Source organism: Pseudoalteromonas luteoviolacea DSM 6061 (assembly GCF_001625655.1).
Taxonomy (GTDB): domain Bacteria; phylum Pseudomonadota; class Gammaproteobacteria; order Enterobacterales; family Alteromonadaceae; genus Pseudoalteromonas; species Pseudoalteromonas luteoviolacea.
This window is the reverse complement of the sequence record NZ_AUYB01000114.1, coordinates 15,036-36,810: the sequence shown is the minus strand read 5'-3', so window position 1 is coordinate 36,810 and position 21,775 is coordinate 15,036. Positions and strand designations below refer to the sequence as shown.

Genomic DNA, 21,775 nt, shown 5'->3' with positions numbered 1-21,775 from the left:
CAGGGCGTTTTATGCGCCCCTACCACCTTGAGATGCCGAAGCAGTCGTTGATTTCGCTGACCAAACTCCTTTTTCGATCCCTTGTTCGACCAACATGGTCAAGGCCTTCTCAATCGCTTGTGTGACACAAATATGCATCGGTTCGTTATCACTATAGCCGGCTTCAGCTTCAGCCAACCTTTTATAACTGACATATCGGAAAAAACCGGCTCTCACTTCCATCGATAGCACTTTTTTAGTCGTCGCAACAGACAAGAGCACTTGACCCGTGCGCACATCGACTGCTCGCAAATAAATAGAAATCACGTCTTCACGATACAGCTCCGAAGCACCAATACCGAAGTACTCCATACCCAAACCACCGGTTTTAACGTTGGAATCGTAGCTAATGATGCCTCCTTCAAAAATAATTTTGGCCATGGTGAGAGGTGGCAACTGAGACGTATTTTTTTGCTCATCGCTCATTGCTGCTCGAGTAATTTTTCTCTCTGTAAGTAGGTTTTGCAGCCCTTCGCGCTCTACTGGGATAAACCAATCAGTCTCGTGGAGCGCCTGAGTAAGTATTGAGTTTGCTCCCTGAGTCACTGCGGTTGAAAATGAACTAACATTGTCTTTGGGCTTGTATTGCCCTGTTTGATCACGAAATGAATAGACCGCCACCGGGATCCTGCCAAGCGGTTTAGGTAACGCTTTTAGCGCTTGAAAATCATGACTTTCTGATAACTCCTGCGGCAAGCTTTGTGCAGGTGGAATGACTGCTTGCATCTGCGAGCAGCCACATAGAAATAACACAATGAAAAATACTGCTAAACTTCGCATCAGCCAAACCTCGGCACTTCTATAATTGTGGTATCACCATTATTAATGTGTTTTATCTGCACGGTGATCGAATCGGGCGTACTAGTGATAACTTGGATTTCATACTCTCCACTCACAAAAACCGAATCTTCATTGAAGATACTGTCTTCCACATCATCACCAAATGCCATGTCTGAGATCTCTCGAACCATACGGTTCAGATATGTGCGTTCCAAAGACTCTTGAAAACGCTCCCCATAAGACTTTTCAATCACAGGAGCCCGATGTTTATTTTGGGAGTTTGCTTTATTGAGCAACATACTGGCATTTAAAGGGTTTCCACCAAATGATGGGTTGATCGGCTTGTATACAATTTCTGTCGCGGATACCCAGCTAGATACAAATAAAAAAAGAGTCAGTGTTATTGTTTTCATTATTACCATCCACTTTCGGCTAAATCTGGAGAGCGTTGCTGATATCGCTCACTGGCCATTGCATCCATTACGACAAATAACGCAGTTTCAACCCTATCGTCCAACGAACCTCCTCGGCGGCCCATTGCTGTGCTATACACAACACGTCGATTCATCAATACTTGTAATCGAGTTCCTGCACGAGGTAGTACGGTTTCTTTGATAATGATGTTAACTCCAGAGGTATTGGGAACATCCCGCCACAATTGAGAAAAATCAAAATAAAACTGGTAGCCAAAGCGACTGATACTCTGATCGATCACTAAACCACCTAGTTCATCCTCTTCATGAGCGGTGATTTGCCTTGCATAAGCTTGATCGCAAGCCAAACTTAAAAAAAGCATAAAGAATAAAGATTTCATAAGAAGTAAGGGGGCATGGCCCCCTCCTCATTACTGCTGAATGATTGTTGCTACGTTGTAGTCACCAACCTGAGTAATACTTAGGTTTTGACCATTACCAGCAACACCACCCTCAACCAGGTTACCATTACCAGTTTGGCTGATAGACACTACATTATCGTTACCACTCACAACAAAGCCACTCGACTCTATACCTACGATAAAGTTGTTGTCACCTTCTTGCATCAGATCAATCATGTTGTTACTGCCTTCAAGTAATAGGTCAATCGCATTCAGATCACCCGTCTGTGCAATATCAACTTGATTGTTTGAACTTGTTGCAACATAACCCATCGTCACAGCGGCACTGTTACCAATCTTACGCTGCAATACAGAAATGTTATTGTCATTGGCTTCGATGCTAGGATCAGGCTCTGATGTTTGGAATACAAATTCATTTTCGTTACCGTATTGGCCTACATCAATATCATTGTTATCGCCATTGAATACAGCAATATGCGTGCTGTTTAAAGAACCCGTTTGAATGGTATTTACTTCGTTATTGTCACCAATTGCGCCAATGTATAAGGCGTTTTGATTGCCAATTTGCTGTGATGAGGTGAATGTATTGTTGTCACCTGAAACATCAATAGTCACTTCAGACTCATCACCGCGTTGACTTACGGTCACATCATTGTCGTCACCTTCATATAGAGCGCTGACAAACTGAAGGTTATTGCCTTCTTGGTCAACACTTAAGTCGTTGTCTTCACCAACAATACCTGCAACCGCGATGCTGTTATCGTTACCTTCGCTTTGCTCTAGTTCAATCTCATTATCATTGCCTAGTACTTGTTCGATAACAATACGGTGATCGTCGCCAAGTTGAGATACTTCAATCGCGTTTTCATTACCTTCAACAGCCTTGAATTCAGATTTGTTATAGTCTCCATCCTGAGTTGTTGAGATGGTATTTTGATCACCTGACACACTATCGATGTGAATTTCATGCCAAGAACCTGATTGCGTGCCTGTTACCGCATTTTGGTTACCTTGCATATTTTTGTTGTAGTACCAGTGACCACCTGAGCTTTGAGAAATCTGTACATCATTCTCATCACCTACAATTAAGTTAGTCACTTCGTTATCAATACCTAGATGACCAGCACCACTTTGCGCTACTGCGATATTGTTAAAGTTACCAGTTAAAGTTGACTCAGCACCGTGAGCTTCGCCGCTTTGTATATAGCTTTGCGTATTATTATCACCCGTTGTTGAGACAATAATCGCATGCTGAGTACCAGACTGGTTCGTCACCGTTTCATTGTTGTCACCTACTGTTGTGACATTAGTTTGATTACTTGTGCCTTCTTGGAAGCTCGCAAGTGTATTGCCTGAAACTACCGCTTCTTGTTTGATTGTAAGCGCATTACCCGTTGTTAAACCACGCTCTAGTTGACTTAAATTTGAAGTTGATTGAGCTTTACCAGATTCTTCGACGGTTTGAGCAGCCACAGATTGAGAGAATGCAATTGCCAACGCACAGCTAATTAATGATTTAGAAAACTTCACACTTTTCTCCTTAGTGTTTTTTTTCGCGTTTGAAATTTGAGTATTTACCAATACATGCCCACAGCCCCAAAACTTAACGTCAAATAACCTCGTCGTTGCCATAACAAGCATTACTTAAGTTTTAGTAAACCGATATTCAATATAAGAGCATTATTGAATTAATTTGACCTATTTTCGGAAAATGCATTTATGAAAATAAATCAAGATGCGTCCTGTTCTTATTAGAAGTTCTTTAATTATTGAATCACCAATTTTTGATCTATTTCAGTACGGTAGTATGCGGTACCGAGTAAACTAAAAACTGAGTCACGTATTCACTCTAATTGGCTCCTACAAGAAGATAAATGAGAAATTTTTTTGATTAGGAAACTAAATAAAGATCATTAACTTATAATTTTTTTTATAGTAAACACGCCATCCCTTCAAAATGTATACAAAAAAAGTATGAGTAAAAATAACGCAAACTTTCACGCATTCTAGGTACTCAATTACCAAAAAAGTATTAATCACTCAAAAAAATACGACTTTAAAATCACAAAAAATAATGAAATTTCAATATTGAACTAATTTCAATTTGCTGTACCTCAATTTAGTATATTAGGTTGGTATCCGTTGCCCAAAACGATGCCGTCATCAGTTCTTAAAGAAGTCATAAGTATGTAGCTATGTAGTCATACATCTACACAGTCTGAACAACTAACATTTGGAAGAATGATGAAAACTAAATTTACAGCTTTAACAATGGCATTGATGCCACTGTTTGCATTCACATCTCACGCTGCAATACAAATCAATACGACGACTCAAACAGCCGATGACAGTGTTATCGTCGTATTTAAAAATGACGCGACTGCCGAAATGCGAGCACAGGCGCGTAGCCTAGTTAAAGCACGCATTTCAGACAGCAATGCGGATGAAAAAGATGACAACTATAAAAATGTCCTCAATGGTCGCCTTGCTCACTTCAAACTCAATGGCATGACCTCTAAGCAAGCTATTCAAGCGCTAGAAAAGCACCCAGCTGTCTCATATGTAGAACCAAACTACACAGTAAAAGCAATGGCACTGCCAAATGACAGCCGTTTCGATGATCTATGGGGCTTACACAACACAGGTCAAACTGGTGGAACCAACGATGCGGATATCAATGCACCAGAAGCTTGGGATATTAGCATTGGTTCTCGCGAAGTGATTGTCGGTGTAATTGATACTGGTGTTGACTATTCACACCCTGACCTAACAGCAAATATGTGGGTCAACCCAAATGAAATCGCGGGTGACGGAATTGATAATGATGGTAATGGCTATATTGATGACGTCTATGGCATAAATGCTATCACTAACAGCGGCGATCCAATGGATGACCAAGGCCATGGTACGCACGTATCAGGTACTATTGGTGCTACAGGTAACAACAGCGAAGGGGTTGTGGGTGTAAACCATGAAGTCTCAATCATCGGCTGTAAATTCCTAAACTCTTCAGGTAGCGGCTCAACAGCGGATGCAATCAAATGTATCGACTACATGGTTGCAATGAAAAATGCTGGTCACAATATCAGCGTACTAAATAACAGTTGGGGTGGTGGTGGCTTCAGCCAGGCACTATATGACTCAATCACAGCAAGTGAACAAGCTGGTATTCTGTTTGTTGCTGCGGCCGGTAATGGTGCACGTGACAACGACCTGTCACCAAGCTACCCAGCAAGCTACGACCATGACAGCGTAATGGCTATTGCGTCGACAACACATACAGATGCAATGTCGTCATTCTCTCAGTGGGGCTTAACTTCTGTTGATATGGGCGCACCGGGGAGTGACATCCTTTCAACGATTCCAGGCGGTGGCTATGCCTCTTTCTCTGGTACGTCAATGGCAACACCACATGTTGCCGGTGCAGCTGCTTTAGCATTGTCTGTTAACCCGAGCCTTACGACATTAGAGCTTAAAGAATTATTAATGCAATCGGGTAAAAGCATTGCAGCATTAGATGGCAAAACAGTTTCAGGTAAACGCTTAGATGCTCATCAAATGTTAATCGATGCAGACCCTACACCTGGCTTCAGAGTGGTCGCTACTCCAGTGTCTCAAGAGATCACTGCTGGACAAACAGCTGACTATCAACTCACTTTCACTTCCGTTGCAAACTGGCAAGGTGACATTGACCTATCTGCAACAGGTGGCCTAAATGGTGTAACCCTGTCTAAAACAACGGTAACTCCGGGCGAAACGGCTGTACTGAGCGTTGCGACGACTGCTGAGACTCAGTGGGGTAGCTACAACTTCACGGTTGATGCTGTTTCTGGTGAGCTAAATCAGCAAAAGCAACTTGCCTTAAATGTACTACCTACGGGCTTGAGAGACTTCGTCTATGACAACACCACCAGTGTTGATATTCCAGATAATGATCAAGCAGGGGTAACATCAACAATTACCATTGCCGATGATGTAACTATCTTTGGCAGCAGCACTGCACTTAACATCAGCCATACTTATATTGGTGATCTACTGGTTACCTTAACATCTCCTGCAGGGACTGTTGCAACATTGCACAACAGAGCCGGTGGCAGTGCAGATAATATCGTAGACAGCTTTAGCTCTGATGCTTTCAACGGTGAAACAGCAGCGGGTGATTGGCTATTAAAAGTTGTTGACAATGCAAACCTAGATTCAGGTACTTTGAACAACTGGTCTATTACTTTAACAGGTATTGGCGAAGTTTCTGAAGTACCGCCAGTTGCAGGATTTGAATTCACGAAAAATGGTTTAGACGTTACATTTACTGATACAAGTACTGATTCGAATGACGACATTGTTAGCAGAGCATGGGACTTCGGTGACGGCAATACGAGTACAGAGCAAAACCCTGTTCATGCTTTTGCAGCATCGGGTGATTACCAAGTCGCACTGACTGTAACTGACAGTCAGGGTAATACAAATACAACGACTCAAACTGTATCTGTTAGCTCTGATAACCCTCAGTTAGAGGTTGTACGAGTAAATAAATCTCGCCTTGGTTCAATTCGCGTTGAGTTAGCTTGGACAGGCACAAGTGCCGACCAAGTAACGATTTACCGTGACGGCGAAGCAATTAGAACGGTAAATAACACGGGTAAATACCGTGACTTTTCTCGCAATGCTGCGGCAACTAGTTACACCTATAAAGTGTGCCAGTTTGGCGATATTTGCTCTGAAGAAGTAACCGTTAACTTTCGATAAGTAATGGCTATGTGGGGTGCATAACACCCCAAACCTCACTGCACGGCTATTGTGGCCGTGCAGATTTAAATACCTCCTTGAGGTTGGCATATTCAGCTCCACCTAGACGCGCGAGTGGGTCAAGTTTAAGCGCATCGACTTTACTGCGACCTTTGTCATCAAGCTGAATGATCTCATCATCAATGTATGCTTTAGTGACCTCCACAAATACTAACTTCATGGGCAGCTCCCCCATTTCGACGACCTTATGCAACTTACAACCAAAAGCGACTTTTGCTTTTTCAATTCTTGGTAAACTGAAATCGGAAAACTCTACCAAGTTGAGATCCAGTAAATCTAGTTCGGACGCTTCATTAGGCAAAGTTGCCGCCGACTGTGTTACATCATGGGCCAATTCACTGTCAGCTATATGAATAACCAGCTCATTGTTTGTCTCTACATTCACAACTGAGTCTTTATATTCGCCTGTTGGTTTTTGACCCACCGCATACATTAAAATAGCAGGGTCAGAACTGATAGCAGTAAAATAAGAAAATGGCGCCAAGTTCAATGTCCCGTGTGGGCTTTTCGATAGGACCCACGCAATGGGCCTTGGCACAACGGTCTGGGTTAAGGTGTGATAGATCCGATTTGGGGAAAGATCCTTGAAGTCTAAAATCATTTACTTACCTATACACAAATGAAAAACAGCATAAGGGAGCACACCTCATTTGTACATGGGAATTTGCCTGTATGGAGTTATCATACGACATACCAACATTGTTGAAACTAGATGCACCCTCTACACTTAGCAAATCAAGTAGAATTATCCCGAGTGCACAGTAATGGCATCACTTGCGCAAGCATTAAATGAATTTAAACATTCCTATGAAAAGTCAGCACCAGCGGAGATATTAGAGACCCTTAGTCGCAATGTTTCACTCCTTCAAGAGCAGCGTACCTTAAGAGCAAGTCCACAAATCTCAGAAGCAATGCCTAATGGTACCCTCTATGACAATAATGGTTTGGCCGTATCATTACATTCTCTCTTGCAGCGCCCTCTGATCATTACCTTTTTTCGTGGCGGTTGGTGTCCATACTGCATGCTAGAGTTACAGGCTTGGGAGCAACTCATCAAAGAGCAGCCTCTAATGCCAAACCTCATAGCAGTATCCGGTGAAATTCCAAGCTTTACCAAGCAAGTTCAAAAAGATAATGCCCTTAGCTTTCCTGTCTTAATCGATCCCAGCTTTACTGTGATGGAAAAATTTGGGTTAGTATATGAAGTGAATGACGCACTCAAACAAGTGCTATTAAAGTGGGGGGTTGATCTCACTGAGCGCACAGCCCGAAAAGAATTTGCTCTGCCAATTCCCGCAACCTATATCGTTGATACATCGGGTACGGTTCAATATGTGTTTATTGAAGAAGACTATACCTCTCGTGCTGAGCCCGAGGACGTTTTAGCGGTTTATAACAGTCTTAAATAAGCGCAAAGCCAGTGAATTAAAGGTATGCAATCAGCCCCGGATGTTTACTGAGACTGACGCATTTAGCACTACAAAAGTTGAGTAAAACGACCACTTTGTATCAGTCCAACCACCAAGCCGGAGGCACCTCCTACCACCCCTAAACCTAAGCCGAGCAAGCCATTTCTTTGCTGCGTAGCAAGGCGTCGATAAGCGTGTTCATCATACTCTGCCTCTTTGAGTAGGCGCTGTCGGTTTGCCATGGCCATACTAAATACGAAACGGGTGACACCTACAAGCAAGAAAACAAAACTCAAAACAGGCATCAGCCAGCCTGAGGTGTAGATGTAGGCCATACTCATCAAAATCACACTGAGCACAATCCATATATTGGTCATCACGCGCTCTCTATTTAACCGCTTAATCACTTCTGCGTCGTCAAAAAAAGACAGTGCACGCTTCGCGCTGTAGTTGTTTGCAAGCAAGGCTGCGGCGCCGCCGAATACAGCGCCGCCCATGATAGCCAGTAGCTTACCAGCCCAATGACTCTGTCCACCAGCCAATAAAGCACCTGTGGAAGCAGCCGCCACAGGGGAGGCTGTGATACTCAATGCAACAACCGCTGAAGAAAGCCCTACCGGTGCACTTGCCAGTATCACTTGTCCATACTGATCAAGTATCTTTTCTTTGAGCAAGGAGCGAACTCGCTGCAGACGCTTCCTTACTAGTGACTCACTGATCCCTAGCAATTCACTGACTAAACGCGAGTTTTGCTCTTCCCGGTAATACAGCACCACCACTTCACGACTTTCATCAGGTAGCGCTTCCAATAAATGATTCAGTACCGCATTTTGCTGTTGCTGAATGAGCAAACGATCTTGATGTGCCCCCTTATCTGCCAATTTTGCTAATAGCATCTCAGCTTGTTCTGCCGAAATAGTATCAGTGCAGCCGTTGCCCATATCTCTTAGGTGATTAAGTGCTGTGAAACGTGTCAATTGACGTATCCAAGGTAAGATGCTGGCATTGTTTTTTAGCTCACTGAGCTTTTGCCAAACCTTAATAAAAACCTTTTGAGTCACATCCTCACTATGAGACACATCTTTGGTTATGGCTAAGGCAACACTGCTAACAATATTCGACAGTCTTTCAACAAGTTGTGTAAATGCCTGCTCATCTCCTTTTTTAGCCAGTTGGACCAATTGCTCTAGTTGCGTATCCACATTGCTCATGCGACCTCCTTGCCAACCAATAGTTGGGACTGATATACCGAAACTAACATAATCATACATATCCTTTTTTAATAGGTTACCTACATAGTCCCGATGACTGAAGAAACTGTGACAATAAAAAGTGAGAAAAAGAAAAACAGACGGTCGGAAATATGAACCTATTGCGCTAATGGTAATGTAATCACAAAGCACGCACCAGGTTGCTCAGCAGTCGTTTGCAATTCAATTTTACCGTCAAATTCCGTTTTTATAATGTTATAAACTCGACTTAATCCCAGTCCTCCACCGCCTTGGTTTAATGTTTGTGACGCAAACGGAATAAAAATATTCTCTTCGATACTCGGTGCAATACCGCTGCCATTATCTCGGTAAGTCATTATAATCGATTGTAAGTCTATATCTGCGTATGCATCTAACCAAATATGGCCACTGTCATGTGATGAAAAGCCATGTTTTAACGAATTCTCAATCAATTTTGTGAGTATTTCGTCGATGGCTTCTATCGACCCAGTTAAACACACCCCTTCTTCTACATTCATATCCAGCTGAATATTTTTTCTCCCTAAAGTCGCAGCAAACTTTTCAACAATTTTCTGCGATAGCGGTGCCAATTGAAATGACCCCCTTTCCAGTTTCACGTCGTGGCTATAGTGCAATCCTTGGAAACGCTCACTCAAACTGAGCAATTTTTTCAAACTCGCATCGTTAGATTCTAAACTCAACTGAATAACCTCTAGACCGCTTAACAACTCAGACTTCTTAAGTTGATCGTGTTCTATGGCATGTAAAAGCTGTTCGACTTTGGAAGAAATCGTGGTCTCCGCCGTGGTAATGTTGCCTAGCGGCGTATTAATTTCATGGGCCATGCCTACCACCATACTGGTCATTGATACCATCTTTTCAGCTTCAATCAATTCATGTTGAGTCTGTTTTAATGTCTGCAAAGAGTCTTGTAATTTGTCGGTTTTTTCTGTCAACTCTTGATTTGCACTTTGTAACTCAGCCGTTTTTAAAGCGACCTTCTCATCTAGCGTCATGTTCGAAAGTTTAAGTTTCTGCTCAGCTTCTTTTAGCTCAGTAATATCTGTAATGACGCCTTCAATATGCAATTGATTGTCACTATATCCACCCCGCTCAATCATCCAACGCAATTGGCCATTTTGGTGAATGACACGATATACCACCTTAAAACGCCCACTCGCGGCTAAAGCCTCTTGGATTACCTGCCAAACCATCCCCTGATCGTCTGGATAAATTATGTCAGCAAATGCCAAAGACTTATTATTTATAAAATCTTCCGCCTGATAGCCTGTGGCAAATTCCACTGCGCCGTTGAGATAGAGCATTGTCCAGTACTTGTCATTTTTGCAGCGATAAACAATCGACGGGATCTTATCAACCAGAGTCTCATAACGGAGCTTTTCTTCTGACAATGACTGTGACGCATCTTTAAGGTGCTTTACATACGCTTTATTGCGTCGATGAAAGTATGCAAATAATAAGGTTAAGATGGTTACTTCAGCTGCAATACTAATAAACGCCATTGTTTGTAACGCCGTAAATGCACTTTCTATTTTGTCTGTGGCTGGTTGAAGGGGCATTGAAGTTAGAAAAACCCACCCTTGTGAGTCAATCGTAGATAAAGTGTAAAGCCGCTGCTTATGGACCAAATATGATTCACTGTGTGACCACAGCCTCCGGTAAGCCTCAAGCCAGTCACTCACCATCAACTGGGTTTCTAAGTTTCGATCGCTGTTTTCTTCAAGCAAGCCATCAATATCAGAGGCGACAATATAGTTTTTGTCATTAAGCAAAATAAACTCGCTTTGTTGCTCCCCTTTTAGCAGTTTGGCATTATCAAGCAGGCTTTGTAATGTAATATCGTGACCCACAGAACCACGCCAAGCCCCTTCTACATAAATGGGCGTTACCGCAGACAACATCCAGAGATCAGGTATTGGGTCCTTGATTAAGGGCGTCCAATAAGTAGTAGGTGACGCATCAGGGATCAGCCACTGACTGCCTAAGTAGCTAAACCCTTGTTGTGCCTTAAAAACAAAATCTGGTTCCTGAGGCCAATAAATGACGATGCCACCATCTTCATTCATAAACCAAGTATCAGAAAATGGGCTCGACAGCGCGCCTTGGCCAAACGCCTCAACCGTTTCTTTTGCGACCATAAGGTAGCGGGACTTTTCAGGTGTCAAAGACACGCCAACTGGTAAGTAAACGCCTGCTTGCTGCACTCCATTAAATAGTGATTTACGTGTTCGGACAGAGCCGTCAGGGTAAGGTTGGGTGATGCTCGCCAAGCTCTGGGCAGCATTATGCTTATGTTGCGCTAACTGTGTTTGCAGAGTCTTGGCCAAGCGATTAGAAGAAGCCGATGCAGAACGAAGTCGCTGCTCAATTTGTTCAGCAATAAAGCTAGCTTGCCAAGCACGCTGCTCTTTAATTTCGTATAGTTCTTTGTCTATCAATTTAGACTGCTCTCGAACACTAAAATAGAGCAAAATAGCCAGCACGAGAAATGCAGAGACTGCAGGCAAAAACCATGGCGTCGGACGATACTTTATACTCATTATCGCCCAACTATTTTCTGCATAACAAAAAGCACAGGCAAAACATCAATCACAACCCTCAACAACTTAACAGCAAAAAGCAATGACTTGTCTTCCAATGCCAGGCATTGTGCAATCAAAAATCACGCATACCTGAACAGCATAGCTTGTTACTTAGGCGAGTACTCAGTCTTTTAATCATTGTCAAAAACTGTGAATTTTCAACCCTAAGTTGTGAGATGTACTTAGTCTTGAGTGTGCATTAGTCAGACTCTACCTAGCCATGGACGTAACTAACCCTTTTAATCAGCCTCACACAGCCGCATTAAGAAGCTTTTTGTCTGAGCTGATTTTACGCTTGCTTGGATAGCCAGTTTCTACAAAAACCTTTAAGTCCTGCAAAATATTCGAAAACGCCTTATATAGACCTAGTTTCAAAACGGGATAAAGCAACTTACCTACAAGCTTTAGTGTGACATGACTATGCCAATGGATTTGCGTGCTCCCGTCTTTAGCTTGCGTGAGTTTAATGGTCACTTTGTTTTTCACGATTGGCAGTTTTGGTCCACGTTCTTTGACTGGGATTACTTCAAAAACCAAGGTATGCTCAGCTTCATCGTATCTCAGTATGTTCTCGACAGCATGAAAGGGATTTTCGTGACTCTCTAGGTTACAAACGCGTCCTGCTACTGGGGTTTCACCTTTTAACCCATGATTTATTTCGTAGCTGTGTACCACACCACTCATCCATTTGTAAGCATTAGCAAAGTCTTCTGCAATGATTTTCCAGACCTGCTCGACAGGTGAATTGATTGTCAGTTTGTTGTGTACGTTCATGTAGGAGTCCACCGTTTATTTGGTTGCCATAATTAATATCTGGTGTAACTATATGCGGACTAAAAACGTTACGATACAGATATTATTGGAACATCATGTTGCAAAAATCGAACATTAATTGGCAGGATCTTCATTACTTTTTAGCCATGGTTAGAAGCGGCAGCGCCCGTGCGACTGCTCAATTGTTAGGAGCAAGCCACTCTACCGTTACACGGCGTATCGATCAGTTAGAGACAAGCTTAGGTACAAAATTATTTCAACGGGGCGTGTCAGGGTTTAAATTGACAGAGCAAGGGGAAACCTTAGTGCATTTTGCTGAGCAAGTCGAATCTTCCATTGGCGCAGCTTGTAACCTAATTCAGGGGTTAGATGCACAACTCAGTGGAGCCATTCGCGTAACCACCTCTGATGCGATTGCCAACCACTTGCTGATGCCTATGATCACCACATTTAGCCAAACTTATCCAGATATTGACATTGAAGTGATACTTTCCAGCCAAGTCATCGATTTAAATGACCGAGAAGTTGATATTGCACTGCGTATTTTGCCAACTAATATGATGCCACCAGAGCCTCTAATTGGTCGTATGGTAGGTAAAATAGCCACATGCTATTACGCAACTAAAACCTATTTAACCGCGCACGATCCTTGGTCGGAACAAAGTACGGCAAAGCTTATCGGCTGGGGAGAGCTGGGACGCTATCCGGACTGGATTAAATCGTCACCTTTTGCACACCTAGGAACTGTGTGCCGCTTAAACCACTCAGCAATGCAAGTGGAAGCGGCCAAATCAGGCATGGGCATTGCCCGCTTGCCTTGCTTCATCGGTGATAAAACAGCAGGGTTAATCAGAGTACCAAAATGTACACCTGACATCGCTTTTGATATATGGATGCTATCCCACCATGACTCAAGAGAAGTTGCCCGGATCCGCGCCTTCAAAACGCAATTAGTGGACTTATTTACGGAGCAAAAAGCACTGTTATTAGGACAAAATTAACTAGTGCAAAACCAGCTTATGAATCGTCATCTGTGCTTGACCGCCAGCTTTGTCGGTCAAGTCTGGTACAAAATACAGCGCAGAAACTGAAGTTTTAATAACCCCTTGATCCTTCGACCAAGTTGGTGTCCAACTTGGGCGATTGAAGTTTGCCAGCTCTACGCTTTTCGAAGTTGGGTTTAAAGCCACTGGTAACACAACTTGATAGTGGGCGTAGCTCTTGTCTCCTTCCCCACCATATTCTTTTTGCGAAAGCTTGATTACCAAAGGCTTGTCACTTTGATAAGTTAACTCTATGCTCGATATTCCAGTTAAGTCACCAGCGGGTATATCGTAAATCAGCTCCACCCAAGAGTTGTTTGCCTTATCTACCCTCGGGACTCTATCAAACGCGATCTTCACCCGTTCACCTTGCACCAATGGTTCACTTAAAATAACCTGACTGCCGTGTGGATCTGTGGCATAGCGCCAATTATCTTCATCAAATTTGTGCTGTGATAGGTGACTCGAACAACCTGCAAGAAGCAATAAACTACATATTGAAATGGTGCGCATTTTACATTCCCTATTTAATTTTTAATGATAATAATCAACCAAGTTACACCTAGAAAGAAAATTGCGCCTAGTAACCAAACAAAAGGACTGGCGCCTTTAGTGGGCTTTAGTAACTTCGACAATTTGTGCCCGCAGCCAGTTAATCGCTTGGTCATCTTTGTTTCTGATGTTCCAATATATTTTCATTGCATACCCACTGATTGCACAGGGCGTTGTAATTTCCGTTACGTTAAATCGAGTGGCAATGGCGTGAATAAATTTGCGTGGTGCAGTGAATATCGCATCACTGTCTTCAACGATATAAGGCGCACTCGAAAAGTTCGCAACTTTGTATTGAACTGTGCGAGATAAACCAACTTCCGCCAAAGCATCATCTACCATTCCTCTAGTATCTTTACCGGTACCCGCTAAAACATGTGGGAAATTACAAAACGCTTGCACCTTATCCGACGATTGTAAAAGCGGGTGGCCATGTCGAACAATAGAAACAAATTCATCTCGGTATAACGTTTTAACCATCAGACTAGGGTGGTTTGACTCCATGACACTGATTGAAAAATCAACTTCGCCACTTTCTATCTGACTAGCAAAGCCGCGTTTGTCCAATTTGGTAAACACCACTCGAACATTTGGGGCAATACGACCTAAGTGTGTCAATAATGGCCCAGCTAGCATCTGCTCTACGAGATCGCTGGTTGCAATATAAAAAACGCGGGATGAAGTCGCCGAATCAAATTGCTCTTGATGCAAAATATGCTTTTCAAAATCATTTAGCCAACGCGCTAGTTGAGGTTTAAGGGCCTCAGCCCTTGGGGTTAGGACCAATTGGTTTCCCTGTCGAATAACCAAAGAATCATTAAAGCTATGGCGTAGCTTTTTTAATGCATGACTCACCGCAGATTGCGTCAAGCCCGCCCTCTCTCCGGCTCGCGTTAGGTTTTTAGTCTCAAAGATAATTTGCAGTAACCTTAATTGATTCAATTCGACATCTGAAATGTTACTCATCACCACCAACCATTAATAATACTAATAACAATATTACAGCTATTAATTTCATTAATGAAGCTCATTTCCTTATTCTGACCACATCTCGAAAAACACAGAATATTAGGAAACCTTTATGAAAATGAAACAACTGTTAGCAGCTGCGGCACTCACAATCAGCCCGCTGACTTTCGCTGATGAAATATTAATTGTGATGTCGGACACAGCTCAAATGACCTTAAAGAATGGGACTAATTATCACACTGGCGTGTATCTAAACGAACTCATGGAACCAGTAAAATTATTCCTAGAAGCAGGGCACACACTGACATTCGCTTCGCCCAAAGGCATGGCGCCAAGATTGGACCCAGTTTCAGATACCCCTGATCATTTTTTAGATGTAAGCCGAGCAAATTACAACGCACACAAAGCGCTATTTAATCAGCTAATGATTGACGACAAAACTCATAGTCCAGTTGTAAGCTTCTCTCGAATTGAACAAATTGGCGTGGAGAAATTTGATGCAGTGTTTGTTCCTGGTGGCCATGCACCACTGGGCGATTTAGTTTCAAATGAACAACTAGGCGGGTTTTTACGCCATTTCAACGCTGAACAAAAGCCAACCGGATTGGTTTGTCATGGGCCTGTTGCATTGCTGTCTGCTTTACCCAATGCCAAACAGTTCGAACAGCAAATGAAGTCCGACGGTAAAGCAAAAGCTGCCGCAGGTTGGGTATATGATGGCTACAAGATGACGACTTTTAGTAATTCTGAAGAAACTGTTGCGACTCAATATTACTTAGGTGGTGATGAACTCTTCTACTGGCCTCAAAATGCACTAACCAAAGCGGGCGGTAAATATTCTCGCGGTGAACAAGATTGGCAGCCACATATTGTCATAGACCAAGAATTAATCACAGGCCAAAACAACAAATCTTCAGTCGGTGTCGCCAAAGCGCTAATAAGTAAGCTGGACTAAACCAACTGCATTGACACGTTAATCATACAATTTTTTGGAGTAAATCATGACACAAACTGTTTTAGTAACCGGTTCAAACAGTGGCTTTGGCTACCTAATCGCCAATACCTTAGTTAACGCAGGCTACCAAGTCATTGGTACTATGCGCGACCCTGAAGGTCGCAACGCTTCTATTGCTAGTGAGCTAAATGCCAAGGGTATTAAGATCATCGATATCGATGTCACTGATGAGCAAAGTGTAGCTGCTGGTGTTGAATTGGCACTCGCTCAAACTGGCAAAATTGACATCTTAATTAATAATGCTGGTGTGGGCACACTAGGCTGGCAAGAGAGCTTTAATATAGACGACTTTAAGCGTGTATTTGATATCAATGTTTTTGGTGTACAAAGAATGACTCGGGCGCTATTGCCGCATATGAAACAACGCGGCAGTGGTACATTAATTCAGGTGTCGAGTATTCTCGGAAAGTTCGTTTTACCATTTCTTGGCTCATATAACGCGACCAAACATGCAGTTGAAGGCTTAGCTGAAAACTACAGAGTCGAGTTGTCCCAATTCGGCATTCAATCTCTCATTGTTCAACCTGGCGGGTTTGGCACTGATTTTGGTGCAAACTTATTAAGGTCAAGCGATACGCAAGCGACTCAAAGCTATGGTGAATTCGCAGATGCACCAGAACAAATGTGGGCTGGTACCGAGCAAGGGCACGATGCAGACGACGCACCTAGCCCGCAAATGGTCGCGGATGCAGTATTGAACTTACTGCAAACTACACCTAATGAGCGACCATTCAGAACCACGGTAGATGGTACAGGATTAAACCCAATCATTGAGTCTGTCAATCAAGCTACTGAAGAAGCGATGCAGCATATATATGGTCTGTACGGAATGAAAGAAATGCTTGAACTTAAGCAGCGCTAACTAAAAAAGTAAATGAAGATTTAAAGTAGCTACATTATGCCCTTACTAATGACGACGTAACGTTTAATGTGGCTGCTTTTTTAGTTCAATCCCCAGATTACTGATCTGCCAGATCGGCATGTTGCTTAAACACATCTTCCAATTCACTCATTTTAAATGGCTTGCCAAGGTGCCCATTCATGCCAATTGCAAAATATTTATCAATTTCTGATTGCATCACATTTGCTGTTAGCGCAATGATAGTAAGCACTTCTGAACCGTAGGTTTTTCTAATCTCTTTGGTCGCCTCAACTCCATCCATAACCGGCATTTGAATATCCATAAATACCATATCGTACGCCCCGTCGCAGCTGTTGATCATATCCACAGCTTCTTGACCATTCATGGCAACCTCGACCTCCAGCCCATTAATCCGGCCTAATAGCTTTAACGCCACAATTCGATTGATCTCATTGTCTTCAACCAGTAACACCTTAAGCTGAGAGCCTTGTAAAATATCAGAAGATGCCACACCATTGGCTTGTGACGATGGCGTACCTGCACGGTGCTGATGTGCTATCTCCCCTTTGTCAACCGACTGATGTACCACTTCTAAGGGCCGAGTTAACACATCAATTAAGTCTCTTTTTAAGAGTGGCTTGTACAAAATTGGGTAGATTAAATCTGTTTTGATAAACTCCTCAGTGTGTGCGGTATAAATCACTACCCTCTTTGGCAGCAAATTGAGGCTTTCGAGTTTTTTGAGAAGCTCATTGGCCTCAAAATCGGGCAGCACCCAGTCTAATAATAAGATATCAAATTGCGAATCCGACAAACGTACTTGGGCTTCGCTTCCACTGGCAGCCCCCGTCACTTCTAGCCCCAAAGAACAGGCAATATTGGTACTCACCTCTAGGTAAATTGGGTCATCTTCAACAATTAACATCGACCCACTCATTGGTGTTAACTCTTCAGATTGCGTCTCTTTTACGGTCTCTAAAGGTAATGTCACCCTGAATAAAGAACCTTGCCCAATAGTACTCTCTACATGTATCTCACCATGCATCAATTCGGTTAATAGCTTACAAATCGTCAGCCCTAGCCCAGTTCCACCATATTTTCGTGTTGTGGATGACTCAGCTTGGGTAAAGCGCTCAAATAACAGCGCCACCTTGTCTTGCTCGATACCTATGCCAGTATCAATAATAGATATCTCAACCCATTCATTATCCAACTCTTTAACCTTCTTTCGTACGGTCAAGGTGACAGTCCCCTCTTCAGTGAACTTCACGGCATTGGATGCAAAATTCAACATTATCTGGTTGATCCGAACAGGGTCTCCCACATACTTATCATGGAGCTTAGGGTCTAAGTCAAATATCAGTTTGATCCCCTTTGTATTGGCTATCGGAGTAATCAAAGAGCGTAAATTATCAAGCAGATCATCAAACTGAAAAGGCACATGTTCAATGTGCAGTTTTTTAGATTCAATCTTGGAAAAGTCTAAAATATCATTGATGATAGTCGTTAACGCATTGGCCGAAAACCTCACCTTTTCTAGGTAGTTGCGCTGAATTGCAGAAAGCTCAGTATTGAGGAGAATATCCGTAAGCCCCAAAATCCCGTTCATTGGGGTACGAATTTCGTGAGACATATTAGACACAAATAGCGACTTAGTTTCGGCTGCTTGATTAGCCAACTGATTCGCTCTTTTCAAATCTATCATTAAACGAGCCAAGGCTGTGATCACCAACAAAAAGACCACAGCTAATAGCAGCATAATAGAGCGCATCATCGACCAGTACGTGCCCTTGATATTTTCAGCCAGTAACTGGTTATCTTTTAAAATGACACGAGAAATCTCACTTTGTTGAATGGGCACTAATAAGTTCGAAGCCTGCAACGCGTTTTCTAGTACAAACTCGACATGCAGTCGCATTATCCTGAATCTAGGCTCAGCTTCTTCAAGTTGCTCAAGCGTTGGCAAAATTGCTTCAAGTTTTGCTCTTACATGTTCAATGACAGGGATAGAGTTAGTCACCATCAGATTTGAAACTAGCGATACCACTTCACCGATAATGTTCTGCGATTGCGGCGCATATTCCCCTCTTTCTAATTCTTGTTTCGTGATGTATCTGTAGGAAGTTTTTAGCATTGAAGCCAGTTGCATGTATGTGTCGATAGTCACCTGAAACTTATCTAACTCTGTGGCCACGTCTTGGCTCAATAAGTCATTTAAATCTAACTCTTGGAGGTAGCGTTCAAATTCCAGTTGCTTTTGCGCATGACGGTCAAAATGGTAAATATTGCTATCCATCGCAGACAGCGTTTCAAGTGATAGCTCCGTTGCCACCAAGTTGAGGCGGCTTTTTAATTCCAGCTCATGTTGGTGCCGATCGAGCAAGTGATATGACTCAATGGCCCCAAAGCCAAAAAACCATATCAACCCTAGCAATATTGCTTCGATTAGATATTTCACTCTGTCAAAGACCTCGGTAATTCACCAGAAAAAGCATGTAAAAGCGCCTCAATATCTGCGACATCTTCATCATTAAGCTCTAACCCCAATTGGCCCTGTGCCATAATGCGAATGGCATCGGCTAACTCATCCACAGAGCCGTTATGAAAGTAAGGCGCAGTTTGTGCAACATTTCTCAAACTAGGCACCTTAAATACAAACTTATCTTGCTCATTTTGGGTCAGTTCATACCTGCCTAAATCGTCTTGTAAACTCACTGGCACTCTGTCTAAACGGCCAATTTTTTGATAGAGGTTCCCCCCGATGTTGCGGCCTTGATGGCAAGTCACACAACCAAAGCTGACAAATTTTTCGTATCCCCGCTGCTGCTGTGGGCTAAGTGCATTTTTGTCTCCCAACAAAAATGCATCAATGGGAGTATTTTCTGACACTAGGGACTCTTCGAAAGCCACAATCGCCTTGATAATATTTTGCGCAGTGATCCCTTCATCAGAAAGCGCATTAAAACTGCTCACAAAACCTGGTTGCGAACTTAGCTTATCTATAATTTGCCCCCAATTTGTGCCCATTTCTAGAGGGTTATGGATTGGTTGTGGTGTCTGTTCAATTAAATCAGAACTGCGGCCATCCCAAAACTGTCGAAAGTTGAATACAGCATTTATAACTGTTGGTGAGTTGCGTTCTCCTAGTTGCTGTTTGATCCCCACTGAAACCGGAAAACCATCATCTCCGCCATTGTATAAATCATGGCAAGAAGCACAGGAAGTTGAGTTATCGGCTGACAAAAGTGGGCTCTTAAACAATGCTTTGCCTAATTTTGCCCACGCTAAGTCGTACTCCATTACCTTGGGTAATGGTTGAATGGGAGCATCCACCGCACGCTCTAAAAAGCGCATCTTGATCACACTTCTTTGCGTGTTTTGCTTCCAGCGATATTTTTCCTCGACAGAATGAAACTGCACCACAAGAACGAGGCTTATACATATCAGCAAAACGGTGATCATCAGCACATATCTTGTACTCATTTATACATCCTTGCTGAACTCACATGTCTTTTGGGATTAGATACAAACAAGTATAGACATAACAGTTCCAAGTGCTTGTTTAATTTGTATACTCATTTCCAGAATAGGAAATATGGAAAACATAGATTCACATTACTAGTTCGGCAAATCACTAATCGAACACCATGTCGGCACGGGTACCTCTAGAAGTTAAACTCCCCCAATAAGAAAGACTAAAACACCACTTCACTTTAACTTTTATCAGCGTATAAAAAATGAAATCAAAAACCGCTACCAGCTAAAATTTAACACATTAAAAGCTGCGGCATAGCAACATACCGCAGCCTGATTTAATAACTGCTTATTCAAAAGCTTTAATTAAGTGTTAGGGCAAGCCATACCTGTTATTACTTTCCTAGTGCCCGTAAAGCTTTCTCTGCCATGCGTGAACAGCATATTATCAAGTAGCAATAGATCACCCTTTTGCCAATCAAAACGTATTTTTGTTGACTCATATAAATCGTTAATAAGTTTGATTACTTCAGGTTCAATTTCCGTACCGTCGCCATAAAAAGTGTGTCTAGGAACACCGTCTTCACCAAGAGTAGATATCAAGGTTTCACGCATATCTTCAGCAAGAGAGTGTACATTAAACAGGTGAGCCTGATTAAACCACAGCTTTTCTTTTGTTTCTGGGTGATATTGTACTGCCGGGTTAATTTGCTCAGTACGTAAGTTGCCATTTTCAAACCATTTGAACTTCAGACCATTGTCAGCGCAAAAGCGCTCGACATCTTCCTTGTTCTCCGTCTGAAACACCTCTTGCCAAGGTAAATCTAGGTGAGAGTAATTACGCACATACATAACGCCTGTTTTTTCAAACTTTTCTCTCACATCTGCAGGTAAGCGATCATAAATTAGCCGACTGTCACTGATAGGTGTTTGGCCGCCCGTTTCAGGTGGAATCAAACAAAGGAAGCCAATACGATTAGGCCAACTTCTCGAATAGGCATTTTCATTGTGTTGAGGGATAATTTCATGCTCTGGATACTCTGTTGCTGTAAACACATTACCACGCATTTCAGTTCGTGGTGTAGAACGATAAGAGTATTCTAAAAGCTTCCCTCCAAAAACTTTTTCTAAAATATTCCCAAACTGTGTTGAACCGTGAATTTTTAAACCGCGAATTAGCAATGCACCATTTTCACTTATTAAACGGTTAATATTTTCTTTATTTTCTTCGATCCAATTAAGTGCTTTTGGCTTACTCTCACTAACATCAAGTAACAGTGGCTGGTCGCAAACATTTACTAAATCACTTACCTTAAAATCACTAATATCCATAGTTCTACTCCTTTATGAATGTAACAGAGCCAGACGAAACTGGCTCCATG

The 21,775-nt window shown here is 42.5% G+C and carries 18 protein-coding genes; 5 read left to right on the top strand and 13 right to left on the bottom strand.

Going from position 1 to position 21,775, the window contains the following annotated elements; genetic code table 11:
- Positions 1-9: 9 nt before the first annotated feature.
- From N475_RS16180 to N475_RS16165, 4 genes are read right to left on the bottom strand one after another with little or no spacing between them, the layout of a single operon-like run.
- A complete protein-coding gene (locus N475_RS16180; protein ID WP_185843665.1) occupies positions 10-819 on the bottom strand; it encodes a CsgG/HfaB family protein in 810 nt (269 codons plus the stop codon).
- Positions 819-1,241, bottom strand: a complete 423-nt coding sequence (locus tag N475_RS16175; protein WP_063358794.1) for a curli assembly protein CsgF — start codon at positions 1,239-1,241, stop codon at positions 819-821. The genes N475_RS16180 and N475_RS16175 overlap by 1 nt, the downstream gene beginning before the upstream one ends.
- Positions 1,235-1,615: a CsgE family curli-type amyloid fiber assembly protein gene (locus N475_RS16170; RefSeq protein ID WP_063365604.1), complete on the bottom strand. Its 381-nt coding sequence runs from the start codon at positions 1,613-1,615 to the stop codon at positions 1,235-1,237. Before N475_RS16170 ends, N475_RS16175 begins: the two co-directional genes overlap by 7 nt.
- A gap of 48 nt (positions 1,616-1,663) precedes the next feature.
- The gene (locus N475_RS16165) at positions 1,664-3,184 is read right to left on the bottom strand and encodes an autotransporter outer membrane beta-barrel domain-containing protein (RefSeq protein WP_063365603.1); all 1,521 of its coding nucleotides are present in this window, start codon (positions 3,182-3,184) and stop codon (positions 1,664-1,666) included.
- A 714-nt stretch (positions 3,185-3,898) separates the two neighbouring features.
- Between N475_RS16165 and N475_RS16160 the strand changes: the two genes are divergently transcribed.
- On the top strand, positions 3,899-6,400 hold the full coding sequence (locus tag N475_RS16160) for a S8 family serine peptidase (protein WP_063365596.1): 2,502 nt from the start codon (positions 3,899-3,901) through the stop codon (positions 6,398-6,400).
- 46 nt (positions 6,401-6,446) lie between these two features.
- Here N475_RS16160 and N475_RS16155 read toward each other — a convergent pair whose 3' ends face one another.
- A complete protein-coding gene (locus N475_RS16155) occupies positions 6,447-7,061 on the bottom strand; it encodes a flavin reductase family protein (protein WP_063365595.1) in 615 nt (204 codons plus the stop codon).
- A 163-nt stretch (positions 7,062-7,224) separates the two neighbouring features.
- On the opposite strand from N475_RS16155, the gene N475_RS16150 reads away from it, so the two are divergent.
- Positions 7,225-7,869, top strand: coding sequence for a peroxiredoxin-like family protein (locus tag N475_RS16150; RefSeq protein WP_063365594.1), 645 nt, complete (start codon positions 7,225-7,227; stop codon positions 7,867-7,869).
- 68 nt (positions 7,870-7,937) lie between these two features.
- Here the strand turns inward: N475_RS16150 and N475_RS16145 are convergent, their stop codons facing one another.
- From N475_RS16145 to N475_RS16135, 3 genes are all read right to left on the bottom strand, one after another.
- The gene (locus N475_RS16145; RefSeq protein WP_063365593.1) at positions 7,938-9,080 is read right to left on the bottom strand and encodes an RNA polymerase sigma factor; all 1,143 of its coding nucleotides are present in this window, start codon (positions 9,078-9,080) and stop codon (positions 7,938-7,940) included.
- A gap of 158 nt (positions 9,081-9,238) precedes the next feature.
- Positions 9,239-11,662, bottom strand: coding sequence for an ATP-binding protein (locus N475_RS16140; RefSeq protein WP_063365592.1), 2,424 nt, complete (start codon positions 11,660-11,662; stop codon positions 9,239-9,241).
- 291 nt (positions 11,663-11,953) lie between these two features.
- Positions 11,954-12,478 (bottom strand): SRPBCC family protein, encoded by a 525-nt coding sequence (locus tag N475_RS16135; RefSeq protein WP_063358788.1) that lies wholly within the window; start codon positions 12,476-12,478, stop codon positions 11,954-11,956.
- Between the two features lie 95 nt (positions 12,479-12,573).
- Here N475_RS16135 and N475_RS16130 point away from each other — a divergent pair, with 95 nt between their 5' ends.
- Positions 12,574-13,479, top strand: coding sequence for a LysR family transcriptional regulator (locus N475_RS16130; RefSeq protein ID WP_196765632.1), 906 nt, complete (start codon positions 12,574-12,576; stop codon positions 13,477-13,479).
- Here N475_RS16130 and N475_RS16125 read toward each other — a convergent pair whose 3' ends face one another.
- Positions 13,480-14,034, bottom strand: coding sequence for a hypothetical protein (locus tag N475_RS16125; protein ID WP_063358787.1), 555 nt, complete (start codon positions 14,032-14,034; stop codon positions 13,480-13,482).
- Between the two features lie 96 nt (positions 14,035-14,130).
- The gene (locus N475_RS16120; protein ID WP_063365591.1) at positions 14,131-15,039 is read right to left on the bottom strand and encodes a LysR family transcriptional regulator; all 909 of its coding nucleotides are present in this window, start codon (positions 15,037-15,039) and stop codon (positions 14,131-14,133) included.
- A gap of 115 nt (positions 15,040-15,154) precedes the next feature.
- Here N475_RS16120 and N475_RS16115 point away from each other — a divergent pair, with 115 nt between their 5' ends.
- Both N475_RS16115 and N475_RS16110 read left to right on the top strand, forming a co-directional pair.
- Complete coding sequence (locus N475_RS16115; RefSeq protein WP_081216055.1) at positions 15,155-15,997, top strand: type 1 glutamine amidotransferase domain-containing protein; 843 nt, start codon at positions 15,155-15,157, stop codon at positions 15,995-15,997.
- Between the two features lie 46 nt (positions 15,998-16,043).
- Positions 16,044-16,919: an SDR family oxidoreductase gene (locus N475_RS16110; RefSeq protein ID WP_063358785.1), complete on the top strand. Its 876-nt coding sequence runs from the start codon at positions 16,044-16,046 to the stop codon at positions 16,917-16,919.
- A 97-nt stretch (positions 16,920-17,016) separates the two neighbouring features.
- Here N475_RS16110 and N475_RS16105 read toward each other — a convergent pair whose 3' ends face one another.
- From N475_RS16105 to N475_RS16095, 3 genes are all read right to left on the bottom strand, one after another.
- Positions 17,017-19,377, bottom strand: a complete 2,361-nt coding sequence (locus N475_RS16105) for a hybrid sensor histidine kinase/response regulator (RefSeq protein WP_063365590.1) — start codon at positions 19,375-19,377, stop codon at positions 17,017-17,019.
- Positions 19,374-20,402 carry a cytochrome-c peroxidase gene (locus N475_RS16100; protein ID WP_081216054.1) on the bottom strand — a complete coding sequence of 343 codons (1,029 nt, stop codon included), beginning with the start codon at positions 20,400-20,402 and terminating at the stop codon, positions 19,374-19,376. The genes N475_RS16105 and N475_RS16100 overlap by 4 nt, the downstream gene beginning before the upstream one ends.
- A 357-nt stretch (positions 20,403-20,759) precedes the next feature.
- Entirely contained in the window at positions 20,760-21,725 is a 966-nt protein-coding gene (locus tag N475_RS16095; RefSeq protein WP_063365589.1) for a TauD/TfdA family dioxygenase, read from the bottom strand.
- Between the last annotated feature and the right edge of the window lie 50 nt (positions 21,726-21,775).

Bases quoted from the DNA above. Each gene is read 5' to 3' on its own strand.
- N475_RS16175 (WP_063358794.1), bottom strand. From the start codon at position 1,241: ATGGTAATAATGAAAACAATAACACTGACTCTTTTTTTATTTGTATCT.
- N475_RS16110 (WP_063358785.1), top strand. From the start codon at position 16,044: ATGACACAAACTGTTTTAGTAACCGGTTCAAACAGTGGCTTTGGCTAC.
- N475_RS16145 (WP_063365593.1), bottom strand. From the start codon at position 9,080: ATGAGCAATGTGGATACGCAACTAGAGCAATTGGTCCAACTGGCTAAA.
- N475_RS16135 (WP_063358788.1), bottom strand. From the start codon at position 12,478: ATGAACGTACACAACAAACTGACAATCAATTCACCTGTCGAGCAGGTC.
- N475_RS16180 (WP_185843665.1), bottom strand. From the start codon at position 819: ATGCGAAGTTTAGCAGTATTTTTCATTGTGTTATTTCTATGTGGCTGC.
- N475_RS16140 (WP_063365592.1), bottom strand. From the start codon at position 11,662: ATGAGTATAAAGTATCGTCCGACGCCATGGTTTTTGCCTGCAGTCTCT.
- N475_RS16095 (WP_063365589.1), bottom strand. From the start codon at position 21,725: ATGGATATTAGTGATTTTAAGGTAAGTGATTTAGTAAATGTTTGCGAC.
- N475_RS16155 (WP_063365595.1), bottom strand. From the start codon at position 7,061: ATGATTTTAGACTTCAAGGATCTTTCCCCAAATCGGATCTATCACACC.
- N475_RS16100 (WP_081216054.1), bottom strand. From the start codon at position 20,402: ATGAGTACAAGATATGTGCTGATGATCACCGTTTTGCTGATATGTATA.
- N475_RS16115 (WP_081216055.1), top strand. From the start codon at position 15,155: ATGAAAATGAAACAACTGTTAGCAGCTGCGGCACTCACAATCAGCCCG.
- N475_RS16160 (WP_063365596.1), top strand. From the start codon at position 3,899: ATGAAAACTAAATTTACAGCTTTAACAATGGCATTGATGCCACTGTTT.
- N475_RS16120 (WP_063365591.1), bottom strand. From the start codon at position 15,039: ATGAGTAACATTTCAGATGTCGAATTGAATCAATTAAGGTTACTGCAA.
- N475_RS16130 (WP_196765632.1), top strand. From the start codon at position 12,574: ATGTTGCAAAAATCGAACATTAATTGGCAGGATCTTCATTACTTTTTA.
- N475_RS16150 (WP_063365594.1), top strand. From the start codon at position 7,225: ATGGCATCACTTGCGCAAGCATTAAATGAATTTAAACATTCCTATGAA.
- N475_RS16170 (WP_063365604.1), bottom strand. From the start codon at position 1,615: ATGCTTTTTTTAAGTTTGGCTTGCGATCAAGCTTATGCAAGGCAAATC.
- N475_RS16125 (WP_063358787.1), bottom strand. From the start codon at position 14,034: ATGCGCACCATTTCAATATGTAGTTTATTGCTTCTTGCAGGTTGTTCG.